This is a genomic window from Candidatus Pelagibacter sp. Uisw_101 (genome assembly GCF_047727615.1).
GTDB lineage: Bacteria > Pseudomonadota > Alphaproteobacteria > Pelagibacterales > Pelagibacteraceae > Pelagibacter.
The window spans coordinates 1,142,317-1,162,832 of the sequence record NZ_CP159821.1 but is presented as its reverse complement, the minus strand read 5'-3'; the positions used below and the strand labels follow the sequence as shown (position 1 = coordinate 1,162,832).

Sequence of the window (20,516 nt, the reverse complement as noted above, 5' to 3'; positions counted from 1 at the left end):
GAAAAAATATGTCTGATGTAAAAATTGAAGGCTACGAACTTAAATCAGGGTTTAAAGGAATGGCCACAGATACTGGCTCTGATCAAACAATGTTTAAGGGTGTTCAGTGGGGAAAAGTCATGATGTGGATTTTTTTACTGAGTGATACTTTTGTGTTTAGCTGTTTTTTGATTTCGTACATGAAAGGAAGAACCTCTACAGTAGTAGATTGGCCAAACACAAGTGAAGTCTTTTCACTACATGTAGGCAGCACACCTGTTCCATTATTATTAATTGCAATAATGACATTTGTTTTAATTACAAGCAGTGGAACCATGGCTCTTGCAGTAAAATATGGTTATGAAAAAAATAGAAAAATGTGTGGATGGCTTATTTTAGCTACAGCTATTGGTGGCCTTACATTTGTTGGAATGCAAGTATTTGAATGGTCAAAATTAATACATGAAGGTGTTAGACCTTGGGAAAATCCTTTTGGAGCAAAACAATTTGGTTCATACTTCTTTATGATTACAGGATTTCATGGATTTCATGTTTCAATTGGTGTGATCTTTCTTTTTATTTTTGCAAGAAAAGTTTTTAAAGGTGATTTTGACAACGGTAAAAGGGGATTTTTTACTACAATGAAATCGGATTATGTTGCAATAGAGATTTTAGGTCTCTATTGGCATTTTGTTGATTTAGTGTGGGTATTTATATTTGCCTTTTTTTATTTATGGTAAACTAGATTATGGATGAGATAGAAAACAAAGAAACCGTTGCTTCAACACATAAGATAGGAATCTACTTATGGATTTGGGGATTATTATTTGTACTTAGTTTTTTTTCTTACATGGTTGACTTGTTTGCATTTCAGGGGTTATTAAGGTGGACCTTAATTTTAATATTTATGTTTCTAAAAGCTGGTTTAATAATGGCTTTCTTTATGCACCTATTTTGGGAGCGATATGCCCTAGTTAATGTTCTTTTGTGGCCAATGACAGCAATAGCTTGTTTTATTGGACTTATGGCAGCAGAAGCAAAATACACGGTTTTTACAAGATTATTATATTTTATTACTGGAGGATAAACTTTATGACTGGATACACTGTACTTGCTGGAGCTTTAATATTTTTTTTACTTTTTATTTATGCAACATGGTTTGGTACTGAATTAAAATTAGAGAAGCAAAAAGACAAAGGCCCCGCGATTACAATTAATCCATATGACAATATGTCTCTTACTAGAAGATTTATTGATAAAAAAAATAAACAAATTGGAATTTTTGATTTAGGAAATCATATTCTTATTATTGGAATGGTGTCAATTTTAGTGTTTATTTTATTAAATGTAGAATAGGCACATCATATCTGATAACCGTTTAACCAAAATGATTAGAAAAAAAACTGTCTCACTAGATTTTAATGAATTAATTAAATCTTTATATCTATTGATGAAACCAAGAGTAATGTCTCTTGTTATATTTACATGCGCCGTTGGCCTTTTAACTTCCAATTCAAATATAGGCATTATTGATGCTATGATAGGCATAACTTTAGTTGCTTTAGGTGCGGGAGCGGCTGGATGTCTAAATATGTGGTACGAATCAGATTTAGATGCACTCATGACAAGAACATGCTTAAGACCAATTCCCACTGGTAAAATTAATAGAAACCAAGCACTTACTTTTGGAGTGTTGCTGTCAGTTATTTCAGTTGTAGCATTAAATTATTTTTCAAATTTTCTATCAGCATCTTTGTTATTATTTACAATATTTTTTTATCTTTTTGTCTACACAATATGGCTAAAAAGAAAAACACCACAAAACATTGTTATTGGTGGAGCTGCTGGTGCATTACCACCTGTTATCGGGTGGACTATAGCAACTAATACAATTAGTTTAGAGCCATTAGCTTTATTTTTAATAATTTTTATTTGGACGCCTTCGCATTTTTGGGCATTGAGCTTATATAAAGCTGATGATTATAAAAAAGCAAAAATTCCAATGTTACCTTTAACAGATGGTATTGAAAAAACAAAAGTATACATTTTTATTTATTCTTTATTAATGCTACCCATCATCATTTTTCCATATTGGATTAATTTTTCAGGTTTAATCTATTTGATTCCAGCATTTGTTCTTACAATTTATTATAATTTTATTTGCTTTGATTTATATCAATATAAAAAAAATAAATTTGATTTAAAGAAAGCAAAAAAAGTCTTCGGCTACTCAATTTTGTATCTATTCTTAATTTTTGTATTACTTTTAATAGATAGTCTTATTTAAATTTTTCGACTCAAAATGTTGTGGTATAATATTTTTTAACTGATTATATTTGTTAGATCTAAATATTCATATTTCATCAATAAACAAATTATTGTGAAAATAATAGTCGTAATACCAATGGAATAAAAAGTCTTTTTAAGAATTTTAGGATTTTCAGGTGCTCCAACCTCATTTGCTGGGATTAAAAATTTTCTTTTTCGATTAACATCTATTGGTAATATAGAAAAAAATACCACTAACTGAATAATTAGATACATTGTAACTAGTCCAATTGTACTCAATTTACCCCCTATATCTTTACCATTAAAGGGTATATAAATTAGTCTAAAGTTAAAAGATAATAAGTCATTAATTTACAATTATATTCTTAACTAGTTTATATTTGTAAGAAGATTTTTATTAGCCAATTTTTCACAATTAATATATTTATATTTTAAAAAAAATTAATTAGATGAAGTATATAAGCACTAGGGATAACTCAAAAGAATATAGCTTTGAGCAAGTATTTATTAAAGGGCTTGCAGATGATGGGGGCTTGTTTATTCCAAAAGAGGTTAAAAAATACAGTGCTGAACAAATAAAGGCATTAAGTAACTTGAGTTATCAGAATTTAGCAAAAGAAATAATATACCCATTTATAGGTGACTTTATGACAGCAAATGAGTTGTCAGATATTATTGATAAATCATATTCTGTATTTAGAAAAGATAACGTCGTAGATTTAATTAAATTAGGTGATACTAAGGTTTTAGAGCTGTTTCATGGCCCGACACTAGCCTTTAAAGATATAGCAATGCAACTGTTAGGAAACTTCTATGAGCACTATTTAAAAAAAAATGATAAAAATATAAACGTTGTAGTTGCAACATCTGGAGATACAGGTGCTGCTGCAATAGATGCGATTAAGGGAAAAAAGAATATGAATATATTTGTTCTTCACCCTCATGAAAAAGTTTCACTCGTTCAAAGAAAACTAATGTCGACAGTTAAAGAAAAGAATGTCTTTAATATAGCGATTGAAGGTAATTTTGATGATTGTCAAAATTTAGTTAAATCAATGTTTGCAGATAAAGAATTTTCTAGCTCAATAAATATGTCTGGAGTAAATTCAATAAATTGGGCAAGAATTATTGCACAAGCTGTATACTATTTTTATACATACTTTCAAACACAAGACAAAAGGCCTATTAATTTTTCAGTACCGACAGGAAATTTTGGAGATGTATATGCTGGCTATCTATCAAAAAAAATGGGTTTACCAATAAACAAATTTATAGTTGCAACTAATAAAAATGATATTTTGCATAGAGCAATTTCTAATGGAAACTATGAAGCGGAAAGTGTGTCTGAAACCAACTCACCAAGTATGGATATTCAAATAGCTAGTAACTTTGAAAGGTTAATTTATGATTTAAACGATTGTGATGATAATGAAACTAGTACAATCATGCATGGAATTAAAAGAAAAGGTAAATATATTATTTCAAAAGATAAAATGGAAAAAATAAATAAAGATTTCTTATCAGCAAGCATGAATGAAGAAGAGATTTTAGATACTATTAAAGAAGTTCACATAAAATATAATATTATACTGGATCCTCATAGTGCAATAGGATTTGGATCTTTAAATAAAGTAAATTTAGAAGGCAATAATATTGTTTTAGCTACCGCACATCCATGCAAGTTTCCTGAGGCTATAGAAAAATCAATTGGGATCAAACCTGCCTTACCTGACGAACTAAAGTATGTTATGGATGAAAAAGAAAATTATGATATTATTTCAAATAATCTAAGTAAAACTCAACAATACATTAAGGAAAAAATATAATGAAATTAAAAGAAAATGAAACAATCCCTAATTCTGAATTTTTTATTATGGAAGATGGAAATCCTGTTAAGAAAAATACTTTTGAGTATTTTAAGGATAAGAAGGTAGTTTTATTTGGTTTACCTGGTGCTTACACATCAGTTTGTTCAGCCAAACATTTACCTGGATACGTTGATAGCCATGATAAATACCAAGCAAAAGGTGTAGATTTAATAGTCTGTATTTCAGTAAATGATCCATTTGTAATGGAAGCTTGGGGCAAGAGCCAAAATGTTACAGATAAAGTTTTGATGATGGCTGATCCATTTTTGAGTTTTACGAAAGCAATTGGTGCTGATGTTGATAAAAGTGCCCGAGGCCTAGGTGTAAGATCAAATAGATACACAATGTTAATAAACAATCTTAAAGTAATTAAATTACAAGAAGAAGAAGATGCTGGTGCATGTGAAGTTTCGGCTGCCCAAAATTTTTTAAATTTAGTTTAATTCGGCAGCTTGTTTAGCTAATAAATCAACTTCTTCATTTAGAATATTTCCAGCATGAGCCTTAACCCATATCCATTTAATTTCATGAGATTGATTTAATTCATAAAGCTGAGTCCAAAGTTCTTTATTTTTTACTGGTTCCTTTTTAGAAGTTAACCAATTGTTTTTAATCCATTTATGCACCCAATCAGTAATACCTAATTTAACGTATTGGGAGTCTGTATAAATTTCAATGGGTTGCTGTTCTTTTATTTCTTGAAGCGCTTTAATTGGAGCCATTAGCTCCATCTTATTATTAGTTGTGTCTTTAACGCTTCCACTAATTTTTTTAATTTCATCATTAATATTGATGATTGCAGCCCAACCACCATTTCCAGGGTTTTTTAAACAAGAACCATCAGTATAAATTTTTATCATTATTTATAATAATCTTTGTAGCTATTCAGATTGTTATGGATAATTAGTTTTTGAAAATATTCGTTAGGTTCTTTGATCTGAATTAGTGCAGTTTTAGGAGTATTAAAATAATCATAAATTCTAGTTAGTAGGTATCTTAAAGCCGCCCCTCTACATAATATATTTAATGAGTCTTTCTCTTTTTCTGAAATAGTTCTTATAGTTTCATATCCATCAATTAAGTATTTAATTTTTTTATTATTCATTACAAAAGAATTTCTTTTCTTATCAAAGCATAAAGCATTTATACAAATTGCAATCTCATACATCAGAAAATCATTGCTTGAAAAATAAAAATCAATAAATCCAGAAAATTTATTTTTATTAAAGAAGATATTATCAATAAATAAATCTCCATGAATAATTCCAATTGGTAATTTTTTTGGCCATTGATTTTTAATATCTTTTAAGCAAACGTTAAGGGTAGGTTTTAGTTTTGGAGCTATTTTATTAGACGTAAATTTTATACTTTTTAATAAGCCACCTAATTTATTAATAGACATAGAGTTCTGCCTATATAGTTTTATTCTAGTTCCAGCCTTGTGGAATTTTGCAATATTTTTTCCAATATCAAAACAATTTTTATAATTAAGAGTGGCCTTATCTTTTCCCTTTAAAAAAGTCACAATACTAGCGGGTTTATTTTGAATTCTGCTTAAGTGCTTATCACTGCTATTCTTTAAGGGTTTTGGACATATAATCTTTTTTTGATTTAGTTTTTCCATTAAGTTCATAAAAAAAGGTAAATCTTTTTTTTGAACTCTTTTTTCAAAAATTGTTAAAATAAATTTTTTTTTATTTGTTTTTAATAAGTAGTTTGTATTTTCTATCCCTTTTTTAATTCCTTCAGATTTGATTATTTTTCCTAATTTGTAATCTCTACTTAGTGATAGAAGGTCTTTACTATTTATTTTAGTGTATACAGCCATCTAATTTAATTTTGCAGGAACTTTAAAAACAATATTTTCTTTGATAATTTCAACTTCCTCAATTTTTATTTTAAAATTTTCTTTCAATTTATTAATGAAATTTTCAACTAAAACTTCAGGTGCTGATGCGCCAGACGAAACTCCAATTGTTTTACAATTTTGTATTTTTTCAAAAGGAATTTCACTTTCAGAGTGAATTAATTCAGCATGCTGGCAGCCACTTTGTTCTGCTACCTCAACTAAACGAACTGAATTTGAGGAATTTCTACTTCCTAAAACAAAAAACATATCACATTGTTTGGCAATATTTTTAACAGCTGATTGACGATTAGTAGTTGCATAGCAAATATCTTCTTTAAATGGCTCTTTAATCTTTGGAAATTTTTTTTTAAGTGCTTTTATTATACTTTTAGTGTCATCAACAGACAGAGTTGTTTGAGTAACATATGCAATTTTTTTATTATCATCTAATTCATATAATTCAACATCATGCTCATCTTGAATTAAGTCAATTGTATCTTCTGGTAATTGTCCCATAGTACCAATAACTTCTGGATGATTGTTATGTCCTATAAGAATAATATGGTAACCAGCTTTATGAAGATTTTCTGCTTCTCTATGAACTTTTGAGACAAGGGGACAAGTAGCATCTATGTATTCCATTTTATAGCTATCAGCTTGTATGGGTATTGCTTTCGGTACACCGTGTGCAGAAAAAATTACTGGTCTAGTTTTATCTTTAATCTCTTCTAACTCTTCCACAAAAATTGCACCTATTGCCTTAAGACTATCCACTACATGTTTATTGTGTACTATTTCATGTCGCACATAAACTGGTGCACCATATTTTTTAATACTTTTTTTAACTATTTCTATTGCTCTTTCTACCCCAGCACAAAAACCTCTTGGAGCAGATAACAATACTTTAATTTCTTTATTTTTCATTTTTTTCTAAAAGATACTCAAGCAATATATGAGGAAAGGTTAAAGACGCCAAACCAATAAATATTACTTTTAATATTGCATCATTTAATTGATAGAAATTAGAAAGGAAATATAAGCTTATGACATATAAAATTGCAGTTAAAACTGTAAGTGGCATAGCTTTTTTAATAAATGTTATAGCACCAATTTTAAAACTTTTTTCATTAAGCTCTGCTATCAACGAAATTGAATGTCGGAATGAATGTAGGAAGCAAAAGTATACTGTAAAGGCAATTAGTGGAGTTAAAAAATAATTCAGAACAATAATAGAAAAAAAATCCAAAAATATCAAAATATTCATAATTTTAAAATCTTTCAAAAAGTAATAAATACTAGAAAGTAAAGAAATAGATAAAGCAAAAAGTAATATACTGTTATCTTCAATAAAGTTTAAGAATAAATAAAACTTTTCATTTTCTATTAAAAGTAATTTAAAAATATTAATTGTTTCAACAAAGTGAAACATTAGTGGTGCAACGATTATTAGAGAACCTTTTAAGAAATAAAGAATTAGATTGGATACATTTTTATTACTTATCAAAAATTCAGTATCTTCTTTGCCAAAATGATATGAGGCAACAACTAAAAATAAAATAAGAGACACAGTTGGAAAAAATAACCAAAATATAATGATACCAATCCCAATAAGGGAATATATTAAATAAAAGAAATAAGATTTTTTTATATTATATAACTGGCTAAGTTTTTTACCTTTTTGATTATCTAGCGCACCATGTGAAATTCCAATTGAAAGAATAAAAAATAAACACACTATTGGAGAGATGATTAAGTTTTCGAATCGATTAACAATCAAAGCAATAAAACACGAAAAAATAAAAAAGATAATTGAATGATAGAAATTAATTTTATTTATCAGACTATACATTTTATTTTAAAAGGGCTTTAATAAATAACCATTTAGGCATTTTAAGAATTATTAATAAATCTTGAAAAATATTACTCTTATTAGATAGAAATTTAATTACAGTTTCAGGAGAGTTATCAAACATTTTGAAAAATATATTTGGCATTTGTTTAGCATGATTGCTTAAAACCCTTAAAAATATTTTATCTAGAAACTGATATTTTTTTTTAATTTCATATCTTCTAACTTTATCAATATTATTGATATTTTCCCTTAAATATTTGCTGTGGTCTTGGATATTCAAAAAAGTATACCCAGTACTTAATCTAGTCATATGTCCTGCAGTGCCAATATTTATTTTACTTTTTTCATTAATATTTGATGGATAAAATAGTGGTACAGCACCATTTTCTTTATAATTAATTTTGTAATTTTTAATATTTAAATAATTTTCAATGTAATCTTTTAATTGCTCATCATAATCCATTTCTAGATCATTATTCATTTTAGATAGCCAGGTGGTTTCAACTAAAGCCTTATTTTTGCTATAAGGCAATGTGTAAAAGAAATGAACACTGTTACGTTGTGGGCAATCAAAGTCCATTAAATTCATGATTTTTTCATCAAAAACATCATTAGCAGTCTCAATCTCAATACCTTTAAAGTGTTGCCAAAGTTTATTTTCTTTAGAATCTATTGATGGAACACTATTAAAAATTAAGGAGTTATTTAAGTTTACCTCATTAATATTTTTATAAAATTTGATATTGTGATTCTGCTTCAGTGTAGAGTTTATTTTTTTATAGAATAGTCCACTATCAATTGATTGATAAGGTAGTTTATTACATTCTAAAAATTTAGTTTTATTCGGTATATTTATAGAAAAATTATCCCAACTCTTTTTTACACAATCTTCAAAATTATGGCTTGTTGTTTTCCAGAAAGACCAAGTTTTATCCCTCTTGTAATCTAATCTAGGCTCAATAATTGCTAATGTTTTATCTTTAAGTTTATTATGAGTTTCTAATTCGTATGCCAAAGATAGCCCAGCACAACCACCACCAATAATTATATAGTCAAATTCTTTCATTTAAATCTACTTCCTCACTAATTAAAAAGTGTTCATTATTCATATAACCACTTTTTTGTTTTGTTAAAAAAAGGGTTACTAAGTCAAATATAGAAAGAATAGTCTGATAGATTTTTGTAATATTATTTACATAAATCTTACCTGCTTTATTATAATTCTCTATATTCTTTGTTCTTAAAATTTTATCACCTATTTTCTTGTAAACCCTTCTTGCTACAAGTATTGCGAATCTAAACTTAAAGGGTATTTCCTTTATTGCTATAAAAGAGCTTTTGTAGAATAAATCAGCTAAAGTTAAGGTGTCGCTTATTGTCTTAAAATCATTCTTAATATAAAATCTATTAATCTTTGAGTCCTCCACAACATCTCTAGATATATTTGTTAGTTGCATTGCAATACCTAAATCTATGGCAGCTTTCATTGAATTATCATCTTTAACATTTAAAATTTTTGCCATCATCAGACCCACAGTACCAGCAACCCTGTAAGAATAAATTAACAAATCTTTTTTATTATTTAATTGAACTTTTTTATTTAAATCTGATTCAACACCATCAAATAAATCTTCAATAATTTTTATTGAAATTAAATGATGATCCATAAGATCCCACATATTCTTAATTATTATATTACTATAATTTTTATTAAGAAAATCATTTTTAAAAATTAATAGATTTTTTTTTTTAATATCTAATTCACCATCGTCATCTGCAATATTATCTACAGTTCTACAAAAATCATATAAAGACGAACACTTTTGATAGGTTTTTTTGGGTAAAAAGAAACCAGCCCAATTAAATGACTTTGCGTAAATAGACAGGTAGTTTTTATTAGGCATTATATAATCTTATCTAGAACTTTTGCTGAGGATAGTACACCAGGAACACCTGCACCAGGATGTGTTCCCGCCCCAACAAAATACAAACCATCATAAATTTCTGATTTATTATGAAACCTAAAATATGCAGACTGTGTAAATTTGGGTTGGATCGAAAAACCTGATCCAAATTTAGTATTCAATTCATTTTCAAAATAATCTGGCGTTAAATAGAAATCTTCAATAATATTCTCTCTAAGATTAGGAAGTAATGCTTTTTCCATTTTATCTATTACTAAATTCTTCATTTTTTCACCTTCAGTTTTCCAATCAATTTTGGATTGATTATTTGGAACGGGCACAAGAACATAAAAGCAATCATTTCCTTCAGGTGCCATTGATTTGTCTGTAGCTGATGGTCTATGAAGATAATAGCTTATGTCATCATTTAATTTTTTATTATCAAAAATATCACTCAGGTGTTCTTTATACTTATCACCAAATTTGATTGTGTGATGCTCAACATTTGGGTATGTTTTTTTTGTTCCAAAATAGTAAACAAATAGACCCATAGAATACTGCATTCGATTTTGTTTCCATTTAAATAGAGAGCTTGTTTTATTTAGGCTTAGAAGTTTTTCATATACAGCAGGAGGATCAGCATTACATATTACATTATTTGAAAGTATTTCTTTTTGATTATCTAATTTTACTCCACTAATTTTTCCATTATTTGAAATTATTTCTGTTACTTCATGTCCTTTGATTAATTCAATTTCTTGTTCAATCATCAATTTTTCTAAGCCATTGATTATGTTCCCAGTTCCACCCATTGAGTAATGTATGCCCCATTTTTTTTCGAGATATAGAATTAATCCGTATATTGATGTTGTTGTAAAGGGGTTTCCGCCAACTAATAGAGGATGCATACTTAGCATACGTCTTAATTTTTCATTTTTTATATATGAAGAAACTAATGAATAAACTGATTTATAACTTTTAAGTTTTAGTAAAGAGGGCAATTGTTTCATCATCACAAGAGGTTTATCAAACGGAACATCAGCCAGTTCTGTGAAGCCTTTATCAAATATTTTTTTTGTGAATTTTACAAGCTGCTCATAACCCTTAACATCATCTTTATTTATTTCTTTAATTTGTTTTTTCATTTGATCTTCATCACCAGAGTAATCAAATACACCTCCATCTTCATAAATAAATCTATACCAAATTTTCAAAGGAGTTAGCTTTATGTAATCTTGAGACTTTTTATTAAATAAAGTGAAAAGCTCTTCAATTAGATATGGTGCAGTAATTACTGTTGGTCCAGCATCAAAAGTAAAACCATTTTTTTTAAACACTCTAGCTCTTCCACCCAAGTCAGGGTGTTTTTCAATTAAAGTTACTTTATGATTTTTGGCTCTTAATCTTAGTGCTGCAGCTATACCACCAAATCCAGAACCAATGACAATAGATTTCATTGAGTTAATTTATAGTTTTTTTAAAAAATTGTAAGGTAATTATTAGCTTATTTTTTTTAAAGCTATTTTTGTTTCTTCAAGGTTCTTTTCAAAAAGACCATCAAGCTTTGATTTATCAACAGAAGTATTAATAATTTTTTTAACTGAATCAACGGCAATTTTAATTGAAACATCTTTTATTTCTTTAAGTGCAGCTTCTTTCATTTGTGAAATTTTATTTTCTGCTAAATTCTTTTTAATTTCTGAAGATTTGTGAAATTTATCATTCATTTCAATTATAAGGTGATCACTATCTTTTTTAGCTTGTTGTAAAATATCATTGCTTACTGTTTGTGCGGTATCAAGTTTATTTTGAGCACTATCTAGTAAGACCTTTGCTTCTTGTCTTAGCTTTTCGCTTTCATCTATTTCATTTTTAATATCAAGGATAAGCTTATTTAAAAGTTCATTAATTTTTTGAGGTATTTTTAAATAAACTAAAGCTCCTATAAATATTAAAAAGGATATAGCTACCCAAAAAGTTGCATCAATTACCATAATATTCATCCATTTTTTTTCTTGAAAGATCTTCTACTATTGCAGAAATACTACTACTGTTAACTTCGGCTCCTATTAGTTGCTGCAGCAAGTCTGAAGAAGTTTCTTCAGCAATCTTCCTGATTTTTTCTGGTGCATTATTTCTAAAAGTTTTTATCTCAATCTCTGCTTTATTAACCTCTTCATTAATTTCTTTATCTAGTGCTTCTTTTTTTACACCAATATCTTTCAACACTTTTTCTCTAGCTTGTTTAAAGTAGTTTTTTGCCTCATTTTTGCTGTCGCGTACTATCTTTTCGTATTCTTCAATTTTTTGTTCACTTTCTTCTCTTTTCTTCTCTGCAGCCTCAATATTTTCTAAAATTTGAGATTTTCTAGTTTCTAGGTTGGCACTTATTTTTGGAAGTATAAGTTTAGATAAAACAACATATAAAATTCCAAAAGTAATAATTAACCAAAAAATTTGAGAAACCCAAAACTCAGGATTTAATTGAGGCATTCCACCGCTTTCAGCTGCAAAAGCTTCCATAAAAAACAGGAAGCTTAAAAATATCGACTGAAAAAATATTTTTTTAATCATTAAATTTAAAATGCAAATAAAATAATTAACGCTACAACTAATCCAAATAGGCCAGTTGCTTCAGCTAAAGCAAAACCTAATAAAAGATTAGGAAATTGTTTTTGGGCTGCAGATGGGTTTCTCATTGCGCCAGAAAGGTAATTACCAAAAATAATTCCAATTCCAACACCGGCACCGGCTAGAGCTATTGCTGCTAGTCCTGCTCCGATCATTTTTGCTGCTTCTAATTCCATTATATCCTCCTTATGTTAGTTAATGGTGTAAATTTAATGCATCATTTAAGTAGATGCAGGTTAAGATTGCGAAAACATATGCTTGAAGAAAAGCAACTAGTATTTCCAAGCCAGTTAATGCAACCGAAAAACTCAGTGGAAGCCATCCACCAACTATTCCAAGGCTTATTACAAAGCCTCCGAAAACTTTCATCATAGTATGACCAGCCATCATGTTTGCAAATAAACGAACTGAAAGACTAACCGGTCTACTTAAGTAAGAAATTATTTCTATAACAACTATTAGCGGCAATAGTACAGCAGGCACTCCGCTAGGTACAAATAATTTTAAATATCCTAATCCATGTTTCATAAATCCAATAATTGTTACACCTACAAAAATAAATGAAGCTAAAATAAAAGTAACGATGATATGGCTAGTTACTGTAAAGGCGTAAGGGATCATCCCAAACATATTGCAAAATAGTACAAACATAAATATTGAGAAGATAAACGCAAAGTAGGGTTTTGCTTTTGATCCTGCGGTATCACTAATCATTTTAGAAACAAAAGTATAACTTAATTCAGAAAGAAGTTGCATCTTGCTTGGTAGTAAAGAGTTTTTTTTTGACCCTAAATTAAAAACTAATAAGATTGCAAGTGAACTAATCACCATAAACAAACTTGCGTTTGTGAAAGAAATATCTATTGCCCCTAATTTAATTTCTGGTCCAATTCTATAAACTTCGAATTGGTTCATTGGGTTTGTAGCCATAATTTTTTAAGTCTATTTTTGCATATTTTTTGCAGATCTGAATACGTTTATAATTCCAGCAACAACACCTACAAAAAAAAATATTAATATTAACCAGGGCTTAGTACCAAAGGTCTTGTCTAAAATAAACCCTATAATTGTCCCAACTGCCACTGCAGACACTAATTCTGTACTTAATTTAAAGGCAGTTCCAATAGAAGAGGGTGCCTCTTCATTTTTATAGAGATTTTTCTTTGAAAGTTTAGTTTTTGCAATCTCCAAGCGAGTTTTAAGACTATCTTTTGGCATTTATGTATTAAGCAACCATACTCTCAGCTTTTTGTAAATCAACAGCTACTAGTTGGCTAATACCCTTTTCAGGCATAGTTACCCCATAAAGTCTATTCATTTTTGACATAGTTAGAGCGTGGTGAGTTACAATAATAAATTTAGTGTTAGTTATTTTAGTTAAATCATCAAGAAGTCCACAAAATCTTGTTACGTTAGCATCATCTAGTGGAGCATCAACTTCATCTAAAACACAAATTGGGGATGGATTAGTAAGGAACACAGCAAAAATAAGAGACAAGGCTGTTAAAGCTTGTTCACCACCAGATAATAAGGTTATAGACTGAAGTCTTTTACCAGGGGGACTTACCAACATTTCTAAACCAGCTTCAAGTGGGTCATCAGAGTCCACTAATTCTAGCTTTGCATTTCCACCATTAAATAGTTTTGTATAAACTTCATTAAATTTTCTATTAACTTTTTCAAAAGCTTCTAACAATCTTTCTCTTCCTTTTTGATTTAATTCATTAATACTTTCTTTTAATTTTATAATAGCAGACACAAGATCTTCTCTATCTTGCTCCATTTTTTTAATTTCAATTTCATATTTGCTGGTTTCTTCATCTGCTCTAAGGTTGACTGATCCCAATTTTTCTCTTTCTCTTTTTTTTTCATCAAGAGCTTCTTCTTGATCAACAGAATTGGGTAACTCTACAACACCATTTAAATTAGAATTTTCTAGAATATCATTTTCTTCAAGATTAAGTTCAGAGCTAACCCTTTCTAACAGATCTTCTTTACGTTTTTTTAAACCTTCAACAGTAGCTCCTGAGCTTGCTTTTCTTTCTCTTATTTGAATAGATCTTTCTTGAACGTCATTTAACTCAAGTCTTAAAGAGTTTATCTTTTTATCTGTTTCTTCTATAATTTTTTCATTCTCAATTTTTTCATTTTGTGAAATTCTCAGACCTTCTGTAGCTTGACCTTTTTTTTCTGCTTGAGCCTTGGGTTGTTGGTCACGTTCATTTAATTGTGATAATAATTTATTTTTTCTTTCAGTTAATTCTGTTACCATTTTTTGTGAGTTTGAAAGTAAGTTTTTCCAACTTTCAACTTCTGATTCTATAGCTTTGATTCTTTCATTTCTTTTTATAGACTCTTTTTTAATTGATTGGTTTTTACTAAAACTATCTGCATATTTTTCTTGAAGTAATTTTATATTGCTATTTTTTTCATCAATATCAGTTAATTTATTTTTACTTTCGTCATTAGCTAAATTATTTAAGAAATTATTTAATTCTATTTTAGTTCTATCCAGCAATGTAAGAGCTTGGTTAGCTTCATTACTGTTTATTAATTCTTTAATTTTTTCGATTGTATTAATGACGTCTTTAATTGGGTCAATACTGATATTTATGTTGCCATTAGCAAATATTTCAATAATTTCATCTACAGCTTTTTGCTCTTCATTAAGTTGGTTTTTTGCCTTCTCAAGGTCTTCGTTTGATAATTTTTCTGTTTCAAAATATTTAGAGTCTATTTCTATTAATTCACTTTTTTCTTCTTTTAATCTTTTTTCATTTGAGTTTGCATCTATTACAATACCTTTTTCTCTATCAATATCCTCTTCGATTGTTTTTAGAGATTTTTTAAAATTTTCTATCTCATCTTGTGTTCTTACATTTTCCTCATCTAGACTTTGTAATTCTAAGTTCAATCGTTGTATTCTTGAAAGGTTCTCAATATTTTTTTCTCTTAATGGAGAAACTTTATCTGTTTCAGTTTTAATTAAACTTTCAAACTGAGAAATTTGTTGATTGAAGCTGCTCACTTCTCCCTCAGCTTCATTGTTGATTTCATTTTCTATTCTAATTTCATTATCAATGTCTAATAATTTTAGATAATATAACCCTGCTTCAATTTTTTTTATTTCTTCAGATATAAGTTTGTATTTTGTTGCTTCTTCGGCTTGTTTCTGAAGGTTTGCTAGTTGTTTTTCTTGTTGTCTTCTTAATTCATCAGCTCTTTTCAAATTTACTTCTGCTGCGTTTAATCTAAGTTCAGCCTCATGCCTTCTAACATGTAATCCTGAAATATTAGCTGCCTCTTCTAAAATTGCACGTCTGTCTGTAGGCTTGGCAGTCACTAAGGCTCCAATACGTCCCTGACTAATCATTGATGGTGAATGAGCACCCGTAGATAAATCTGCAAAAAACATTTGAGCATCTCTAGCTCTAACTTCTTTATCATTTATATAAAATTTTGAACCTTTGTCTTTTTCAATCTTTCTTCTAACTTCAATATGATCCAAATCTTTATATTGCATTGGGCCATCATGACTTGCGTTATCTACGCTTATTGAAACTTCTGCTATATTTTTAGACGACTTATTAGATGTACCATTAAAAATAACATCTTCCATGCCTGAACCACGCATACTCTTAGCTGAGGTTTCACCCATTACCCATCTTAAGGACTCTACAATATTAGATTTTCCACAACCGTTCGGACCAACGATGCCAGTCAATCCATGCTCTATTAGAAAATTTGTTTTTTCAGCAAATGATTTAAATCCATTTAATTGGATTTTTTTAAACTCCATGAACTAACTTATATCAGTTTTTCGAGATATTTTTTTAAATTCTTATAATTTAGGGCTTTATCAAACTTTTTGTCATTAATTATTATCGTAGGAGTAGCATTAACTTCAAATTTTTTTACCCCATCGATTCGATCATTTAAAACGTAATCTTCTATAGCTTTATCACTCAGGCATTTTTCAAAATTTACATTCACATTTTCACCTTCTAAGAATTTTTTCAAATAACCTGCTTCTTCTTCTGGTGTTTTTCCTCTAGCCCATTTTTTTTGGCCAGAGTACAAAATATTCAAAATATTTGAATTACCATCGTTATTACATTGTGCAATTTTTGATGCATTAAATGCAGCTAAATCTAATGGAAAATGTCTAAATTCAATTCTTACCAACCCTTTATCAATGAAGTCTTTTTTTAGTTCTGGATACACATCTTTATGAAAGTTTGCACAGTGACCACAAGTCAATGACTCGTAAGCAATTATTGTTATTTTGGCACTTTCTTCACCCTCGGTAATTCTTTTAATTATTTCATTATCTGCAGCAAACGCTTTAGCGGAGAAGATTATAAATATTATAAATAATGCTGAGGTTAATTTTTTCATCGTTGTTTAAATAGTTTTGTTAATTCAAGTAATGATTTTTTTATTTTATCATTTTTAATACTATTTATTCTATCTGCATATTTAATATTTGTCACATGGTTTTCATTAGCATCTAATTTTTTGAATTTTGTTTGAACATCATCAAAACTTATAAATTTCAATTTTTCAACAACGGCATAGCCAAAGAAACTATTCATTTTATCCATTATTATTTTTTTTGAATATTCTAAATCAATTTCGTGCCCTCGCTTCACCATAATTTGAAGAGTGCTTACTCCAAATTTATTCGAATTTTTAAAGGATTTGGGATAGCATATTTTAAAAAGATCATCTCCAACTATGTACTTCCAGTTATTAAGTGTTTCAGAAAATATATGACCCTTTTTTTTGATTATTTTTTTAATATTTTTTGGCAAAGTGTCTTTAAAAGACCTTAAGCCTTGAATAGTTTTAAACCTCTGCTTAGTATTATTTTTAAAATGCATATGACTAAATCCATACTAACAAATAAAATTCTTTATTGGTACGATAATAATAAAAGACCACTCCCATGGAGAAAAAAGCTATCACAAGTTAAGCGAGAATATTACACATTAGTAAGTGAATTTATGTTGCAGCAAACACAGGTTGCAACTGTAATTCCGTATTTCAATAATTTTATAAAAGATATTCCTGATATTAAATCTCTATCAAAAATTAAGGAACATAAACTTTTAAAGTATTGGGAAGGCCTTGGTTATTATTCAAGAGTACGAAACTTAAAAAAGACTGCACAAATATTAGAAAAAAATTTTAATAGAAGGTTGCCAAGCACGATTGAAGAATTAAAATTATTACCTGGAATAGGTGACTACACTTCTAATGCAATAATGGCAATTGCCTTTAACAAGCCATTTATTCCCTTAGATGGAAATATTGAAAGAGTAATTAAAAGATTATTAAATTTAAAATTACCCAAAGAAATTACAAAAGATAATCTTGTTAAGAGTAAAAAAATATTAGGTAATTCAACTAGAGCAAGTGCTTATGCGCAAGCGCTAATGGAGCTAGGCGCATTGATTTGTCGACCTAAAAATCCTCTATGTCACCAATGCCCTTTAATTAGAAATTGTAAGTCTTTTAAAAAAAAAGATTTTGAAATAATAAAAGAAAGAAAAAAGAAGATTGATAAATTTTATTTGTTAGAAGTTTACAAAAAGAATAATAAATTTTTACTGATAAAAAATACTAAATTTAATTTTTTAAAGAATCTACAAATATTTCCCATGAAGCAAATATCCAAACCTGATAATTTAGCGAAAGCTTTAAACTTCAAGATATCAAATATGAATATGAATGTAATTATCAAGTTTTCCAAGTTAAAGGGTGCAATTTCTAACTCTTCTTGGATTGATAGCTCTAGGCTTGATGATTATACTTTGCCCACATTTACTAAAAAAATTTTTAATTATTTAAAAAAAGATTAATGAAAAATATAGTAATAATAGGGGCAGGTATTTCAGGTCTGTATATTGCAAATCTTTTAAGTAAAAACTCAAATTATAAAATTACAATTTATGAGAAAAATAGTTCTGTTAACTTGGAAAAAGGATATGGAATTCAACTTTCAGTTAATAGCATTAAACTATTAAATCAAATAAATTTTCAAAAAATTGGGGTAGATGATAAATTTCACCCCCATAAACTAGACTTCTATTCTTTAAAAAATAATAAGAAAATATGTGATTTAGATATATCCATGTTTAACAGCACCGATACAAAATATACTACCTTGCAGCGCTCTACTTTAATTAATTTCTTAAAAGATGGGCTTCATGAAAATATTATCCATTATAATAAAAAAGTTATAAAAATTAATGAAAAAGCTGAAAGCAAAGAGGTATCTTTTGAGGATGGTTCATCAGTTAAATGTGATTACTTAATTATTTCTGATGGAACTTTTTCAAAAACAAAATCATTAATTGCTAATAAAGAAATTAAACCAAAGTATTTTAACTCTATTGCTTTAAGAGCAACAATAGATCAGGATGCTATTAAGGGAATTAACCCAGAGAATATATCTTTATTTTTAGGATCTAATTTACATTCAGTTCTTTATCCAATTAATAACAAAAGACAGTTTAATTTCATTAGCATTCTTAGAAAAAAGCTTAGCACTAAAGAGTTATCTGACTATTCTTTATTTGAGAACAAAGATTTTACTGCATCCATTATGTCTGAAATATCAAAGCAAGTAGCTCCTGAAATAATTAAAAATTTGAGAAACATTAAATGCTTCCCAATATTTGTGAGTTCTAATGTGTATGAACCAAAAAATAAAGATACCTTTATCATTGGGGATGCTTTTTTTGCCTTACCCCCAACTTTTGCGCAAGGCGCATCTCAATCAATTGAGGTTGCTCATGAACTGTATAAAAATTTAGAAAATGAAAATACTCAATTCAACTCTGAAAGAGTTAAAAGGGTCAAGATGATTGATATGAAATCAAAACTTAATTATTTTGCTTTTCATTTATCTAACCCATTAACAATTTGGATTAGAAACTTAATAATACAAAAATTAGTAAAAAATAAAAAATTTATTAACAGCTATCTTGGTAAAATTTATAAAGATTAATTTTTAGAAATTAATCTTTGTCTCAAATTATCAATTGGCACTGAAACACCATTCACTGTGCAATGCCAATAAGTCCATCCATTACAGCTTTCAGAGCCAAGTATTGTTGCTGCAACTTTATGAATCGATCCTTCAGCTTGATTATGTTTGATACTTCCATCTGCCATAATCTTAGCAACTATTTTTTTCTTTTGATCAAAGATACTTGTTCCAGGTTTTATTATTCCAAGCTCCACTAAAGATCCAAAAGGTATTCTAGGCTTAGATCTATTATTCTTTAGAGTGTCTAAAAAATTATCTTCTAAAGGTTTTGTATTTTTTAACCTTTCTTCGGCTGCTTTAAAATAGATCTTCTCTTTTTCTATACCGTAATATTTTCTACCTAATTTTTTTGCAACTGTTGCGGTTGTTCCAGATCCTAAGAATGGATCTAGAATTAAATCGTCCTTATTTGATGATGCCAATAAAACTCTATGTAATAAAGATTCTGGTTTTTGAGTAGAGTGAACTTTTTTACCATTTTTCTTAAGTCGCTCCGCTCCATTACAAATAGGTAAATTCCAATCAGATCTCATTTGAAGATCGTCATTTAAACATTTCAAAGATTGATAGTTAAAAGTATATTTTGACTTTTCGCTTTTAGAAGCCCAAATTAAAGTTTCATGAGCGTTCGTAAATCTTGTTCCTCTGAAATTAGGCATTGGGTTATTCTTATTCCAGATAACATCATTTAAAATCCAAAAACCTAAGTTCTGTATTGCAGTTCCTACTCTAAAAATATTATGATAGCTTCCGATAACCCAGATGGCTCCATCCTTTTTTAATATTCTTCTACATTCAGAAAGCCAAGCAACCGTAAAGTCATCATATTTTTTAAAGCTTTCAAACTGATCCCATTTATCATTAACAGCACTGACTTTGCTTCTGTCTGGTCTTGTAAGGGGATTTTTTAATTGTAAATTGTATGGTGGATCAGCAAAAACAAGATCAAAGGTTTCGCTTGGAATTTTTTTTAATTCCTCGAGACTGTCACCATTAATAATCTTATTTTTAAAATTGTTTTCCATTTTCTATAAAACAATTAGACTCCAAACGGATTCCACGGTCAACCTGTGATTGAATTAAATGG

Annotated in this window: 25 protein-coding genes; 8 read left to right on the top strand and 17 right to left on the bottom strand. The window is 28.5% G+C overall.

Annotated features, from left to right (window positions below; all coding sequences use genetic code 11):
* Nucleotides 1-8 precede the first annotated feature (8 nt).
* The 4 genes from ABXT48_RS06240 to cyoE are packed head-to-tail and all read left to right on the top strand — an operon-like array spanning nt 9 to nt 2,266.
* Nucleotides 9-719, top strand: coding sequence for a cytochrome c oxidase subunit 3 (locus tag ABXT48_RS06240; protein WP_415286149.1), 711 nt, complete (start codon nt 9-11; stop codon nt 717-719).
* 8 nt (nt 720-727) lie between these two features.
* Complete coding sequence (locus tag ABXT48_RS06235; protein WP_415278053.1) at nt 728-1,066, top strand: cytochrome C oxidase subunit IV family protein; 339 nt, start codon at nt 728-730, stop codon at nt 1,064-1,066.
* A 5-nt stretch (nt 1,067-1,071) separates the two neighbouring features.
* Nucleotides 1,072-1,335 (top strand): hypothetical protein, encoded by a 264-nt coding sequence (locus tag ABXT48_RS06230; RefSeq protein WP_415278052.1) that lies wholly within the window; start codon nt 1,072-1,074, stop codon nt 1,333-1,335.
* A gap of 31 nt (nt 1,336-1,366) precedes the next feature.
* A complete protein-coding gene (gene cyoE / locus ABXT48_RS06225; protein ID WP_415286148.1) occupies nt 1,367-2,266 on the top strand; it encodes a heme o synthase in 900 nt (299 codons plus the stop codon).
* A gap of 35 nt (nt 2,267-2,301) precedes the next feature.
* On the opposite strand, the gene ABXT48_RS06220 is transcribed toward cyoE, so the two are convergent.
* Entirely contained in the window at nt 2,302-2,547 is a 246-nt protein-coding gene (locus ABXT48_RS06220; protein ID WP_415278050.1) for a DUF1467 family protein, read from the bottom strand.
* Nucleotides 2,548-2,717: 170 nt separating this feature from the next.
* On the opposite strand from ABXT48_RS06220, the gene thrC reads away from it, so the two are divergent.
* Together thrC and ABXT48_RS06210 are read left to right on the top strand one after the other, a co-directional pair.
* A complete protein-coding gene (thrC, locus tag ABXT48_RS06215; protein WP_415286147.1) occupies nt 2,718-4,094 on the top strand; it encodes a threonine synthase in 1,377 nt (458 codons plus the stop codon).
* Complete coding sequence (locus tag ABXT48_RS06210) at nt 4,094-4,579, top strand: peroxiredoxin (RefSeq protein ID WP_415278048.1); 486 nt, start codon at nt 4,094-4,096, stop codon at nt 4,577-4,579. The genes thrC and ABXT48_RS06210 overlap by 1 nt, the downstream gene beginning before the upstream one ends.
* On the opposite strand, the gene rnhA is transcribed toward ABXT48_RS06210, so the two are convergent.
* From rnhA to ABXT48_RS06135, 15 genes are all read right to left on the bottom strand, one after another.
* On the bottom strand, nt 4,571-4,996 hold the full coding sequence (gene rnhA, locus ABXT48_RS06205) for a ribonuclease HI (protein ID WP_415278047.1): 426 nt from the start codon (nt 4,994-4,996) through the stop codon (nt 4,571-4,573). The two genes, ABXT48_RS06210 and rnhA, sit on opposite strands and share 9 nt — an antisense overlap.
* On the bottom strand, nt 4,996-5,964 hold the full coding sequence (locus ABXT48_RS06200; RefSeq protein ID WP_415286146.1) for a homoserine kinase: 969 nt from the start codon (nt 5,962-5,964) through the stop codon (nt 4,996-4,998). The genes rnhA and ABXT48_RS06200 overlap by 1 nt, the downstream gene beginning before the upstream one ends.
* Nucleotides 5,965-6,909, bottom strand: a complete 945-nt coding sequence (ispH, locus tag ABXT48_RS06195; protein WP_415278045.1) for a 4-hydroxy-3-methylbut-2-enyl diphosphate reductase — start codon at nt 6,907-6,909, stop codon at nt 5,965-5,967.
* On the bottom strand, nt 6,899-7,762 hold the full coding sequence (locus ABXT48_RS06190; protein WP_415302843.1) for a Brp/Blh family beta-carotene 15,15'-dioxygenase: 864 nt from the start codon (nt 7,760-7,762) through the stop codon (nt 6,899-6,901). The genes ispH and ABXT48_RS06190 overlap by 11 nt, the downstream gene beginning before the upstream one ends.
* Before the next feature lie 73 nt (nt 7,763-7,835).
* Nucleotides 7,836-8,903 carry a lycopene cyclase family protein gene (locus tag ABXT48_RS06185; protein WP_415286144.1) on the bottom strand — a complete coding sequence of 356 codons (1,068 nt, stop codon included), beginning with the start codon at nt 8,901-8,903 and terminating at the stop codon, nt 7,836-7,838.
* A complete protein-coding gene (locus ABXT48_RS06180) occupies nt 8,890-9,741 on the bottom strand; it encodes a squalene/phytoene synthase family protein (protein WP_415278042.1) in 852 nt (283 codons plus the stop codon). Before ABXT48_RS06180 ends, ABXT48_RS06185 begins: the two co-directional genes overlap by 14 nt.
* A complete protein-coding gene (gene crtI / locus ABXT48_RS06175; RefSeq protein WP_415286143.1) occupies nt 9,741-11,198 on the bottom strand; it encodes a phytoene desaturase family protein in 1,458 nt (485 codons plus the stop codon). Before crtI ends, ABXT48_RS06180 begins: the two co-directional genes overlap by 1 nt.
* Before the next feature lie 42 nt (nt 11,199-11,240).
* Nucleotides 11,241-11,744: an ATPase gene (locus tag ABXT48_RS06170; protein ID WP_415278040.1), complete on the bottom strand. Its 504-nt coding sequence runs from the start codon at nt 11,742-11,744 to the stop codon at nt 11,241-11,243.
* Nucleotides 11,725-12,315 carry a F0F1 ATP synthase subunit B gene (locus ABXT48_RS06165; protein ID WP_415278039.1) on the bottom strand — a complete coding sequence of 197 codons (591 nt, stop codon included), beginning with the start codon at nt 12,313-12,315 and terminating at the stop codon, nt 11,725-11,727. The genes ABXT48_RS06170 and ABXT48_RS06165 overlap by 20 nt, the downstream gene beginning before the upstream one ends.
* 5 nt (nt 12,316-12,320) lie before the next feature.
* On the bottom strand, nt 12,321-12,548 hold the full coding sequence (locus ABXT48_RS06160) for a F0F1 ATP synthase subunit C (protein ID WP_006997791.1): 228 nt from the start codon (nt 12,546-12,548) through the stop codon (nt 12,321-12,323).
* Between the two features lie 19 nt (nt 12,549-12,567).
* Complete coding sequence (locus tag ABXT48_RS06155; RefSeq protein ID WP_018413543.1) at nt 12,568-13,302, bottom strand: F0F1 ATP synthase subunit A; 735 nt, start codon at nt 13,300-13,302, stop codon at nt 12,568-12,570.
* A gap of 12 nt (nt 13,303-13,314) precedes the next feature.
* Nucleotides 13,315-13,590, bottom strand: a complete 276-nt coding sequence (locus ABXT48_RS06150) for an AtpZ/AtpI family protein (RefSeq protein WP_271492225.1) — start codon at nt 13,588-13,590, stop codon at nt 13,315-13,317.
* A 7-nt stretch (nt 13,591-13,597) separates the two neighbouring features.
* Nucleotides 13,598-16,171 carry a chromosome segregation SMC family protein gene (locus ABXT48_RS06145; protein ID WP_415286142.1) on the bottom strand — a complete coding sequence of 858 codons (2,574 nt, stop codon included), beginning with the start codon at nt 16,169-16,171 and terminating at the stop codon, nt 13,598-13,600.
* A gap of 8 nt (nt 16,172-16,179) precedes the next feature.
* The gene (locus ABXT48_RS06140; RefSeq protein WP_415286141.1) at nt 16,180-16,770 is read right to left on the bottom strand and encodes a thioredoxin domain-containing protein; all 591 of its coding nucleotides are present in this window, start codon (nt 16,768-16,770) and stop codon (nt 16,180-16,182) included.
* The gene (locus tag ABXT48_RS06135) at nt 16,767-17,255 is read right to left on the bottom strand and encodes a DUF721 domain-containing protein (protein WP_271525849.1); all 489 of its coding nucleotides are present in this window, start codon (nt 17,253-17,255) and stop codon (nt 16,767-16,769) included. The genes ABXT48_RS06140 and ABXT48_RS06135 overlap by 4 nt, the downstream gene beginning before the upstream one ends.
* On the opposite strand from ABXT48_RS06135, the gene ABXT48_RS06130 reads away from it, so the two are divergent.
* Nucleotides 17,256-18,236 carry an A/G-specific adenine glycosylase gene (locus tag ABXT48_RS06130; protein WP_415278036.1) on the top strand — a complete coding sequence of 327 codons (981 nt, stop codon included), beginning with the start codon at nt 17,256-17,258 and terminating at the stop codon, nt 18,234-18,236.
* Nucleotides 18,236-19,387, top strand: coding sequence for an FAD-dependent monooxygenase (locus ABXT48_RS06125; protein ID WP_415286139.1), 1,152 nt, complete (start codon nt 18,236-18,238; stop codon nt 19,385-19,387). The genes ABXT48_RS06130 and ABXT48_RS06125 overlap by 1 nt, the downstream gene beginning before the upstream one ends.
* Here the strand turns inward: ABXT48_RS06125 and ABXT48_RS06120 are convergent.
* On the bottom strand, nt 19,384-20,454 hold the full coding sequence (locus ABXT48_RS06120) for a site-specific DNA-methyltransferase (protein WP_415286138.1): 1,071 nt from the start codon (nt 20,452-20,454) through the stop codon (nt 19,384-19,386). The two genes, ABXT48_RS06125 and ABXT48_RS06120, sit on opposite strands and share 4 nt — an antisense overlap.
* Between the last annotated feature and the right edge of the window lie 62 nt (nt 20,455-20,516).

Coding starts and splice junctions, on each gene's coding strand:
- ABXT48_RS06185 (WP_415286144.1), bottom strand. CDS start 8,903: ATGAAAGAATTTGACTATATAATTATTGGTGGTGGTTGTGCTGGGCTA.
- ABXT48_RS06165 (WP_415278039.1), bottom strand. CDS start 12,315: ATGATTAAAAAAATATTTTTTCAGTCGATATTTTTAAGCTTCCTGTTT.
- ABXT48_RS06160 (WP_006997791.1), bottom strand. CDS start 12,548: ATGGAATTAGAAGCAGCAAAAATGATCGGAGCAGGACTAGCAGCAATA.
- ABXT48_RS06200 (WP_415286146.1), bottom strand. CDS start 5,964: ATGGCTGTATACACTAAAATAAATAGTAAAGACCTTCTATCACTAAGT.
- rnhA (WP_415278047.1), bottom strand. CDS start 4,996: ATGATAAAAATTTATACTGATGGTTCTTGTTTAAAAAACCCTGGAAAT.
- ABXT48_RS06120 (WP_415286138.1), bottom strand. CDS start 20,454: ATGGAAAACAATTTTAAAAATAAGATTATTAATGGTGACAGTCTCGAG.
- ABXT48_RS06130 (WP_415278036.1), top strand. CDS start 17,256: ATGACTAAATCCATACTAACAAATAAAATTCTTTATTGGTACGATAAT.
- ABXT48_RS06155 (WP_018413543.1), bottom strand. CDS start 13,302: ATGGCTACAAACCCAATGAACCAATTCGAAGTTTATAGAATTGGACCA.
- ABXT48_RS06170 (WP_415278040.1), bottom strand. CDS start 11,744: ATGAATATTATGGTAATTGATGCAACTTTTTGGGTAGCTATATCCTTT.
- ABXT48_RS06230 (WP_415278052.1), top strand. CDS start 1,072: ATGACTGGATACACTGTACTTGCTGGAGCTTTAATATTTTTTTTACTT.
- cyoE (WP_415286148.1), top strand. CDS start 1,367: ATGATTAGAAAAAAAACTGTCTCACTAGATTTTAATGAATTAATTAAA.
- ABXT48_RS06240 (WP_415286149.1), top strand. CDS start 9: ATGTCTGATGTAAAAATTGAAGGCTACGAACTTAAATCAGGGTTTAAA.
- ABXT48_RS06135 (WP_271525849.1), bottom strand. CDS start 17,255: ATGCATTTTAAAAATAATACTAAGCAGAGGTTTAAAACTATTCAAGGC.
- ABXT48_RS06145 (WP_415286142.1), bottom strand. CDS start 16,171: ATGGAGTTTAAAAAAATCCAATTAAATGGATTTAAATCATTTGCTGAA.
- ABXT48_RS06180 (WP_415278042.1), bottom strand. CDS start 9,741: ATGCCTAATAAAAACTACCTGTCTATTTACGCAAAGTCATTTAATTGG.
- crtI (WP_415286143.1), bottom strand. CDS start 11,198: ATGAAATCTATTGTCATTGGTTCTGGATTTGGTGGTATAGCTGCAGCA.
- ABXT48_RS06140 (WP_415286141.1), bottom strand. CDS start 16,770: ATGAAAAAATTAACCTCAGCATTATTTATAATATTTATAATCTTCTCC.
- ABXT48_RS06150 (WP_271492225.1), bottom strand. CDS start 13,590: ATGCCAAAAGATAGTCTTAAAACTCGCTTGGAGATTGCAAAAACTAAA.
- ABXT48_RS06125 (WP_415286139.1), top strand. CDS start 18,236: ATGAAAAATATAGTAATAATAGGGGCAGGTATTTCAGGTCTGTATATT.
- ABXT48_RS06235 (WP_415278053.1), top strand. CDS start 728: ATGGATGAGATAGAAAACAAAGAAACCGTTGCTTCAACACATAAGATA.
- thrC (WP_415286147.1), top strand. CDS start 2,718: ATGAAGTATATAAGCACTAGGGATAACTCAAAAGAATATAGCTTTGAG.
- ispH (WP_415278045.1), bottom strand. CDS start 6,909: ATGAAAAATAAAGAAATTAAAGTATTGTTATCTGCTCCAAGAGGTTTT.
- ABXT48_RS06210 (WP_415278048.1), top strand. CDS start 4,094: ATGAAATTAAAAGAAAATGAAACAATCCCTAATTCTGAATTTTTTATT.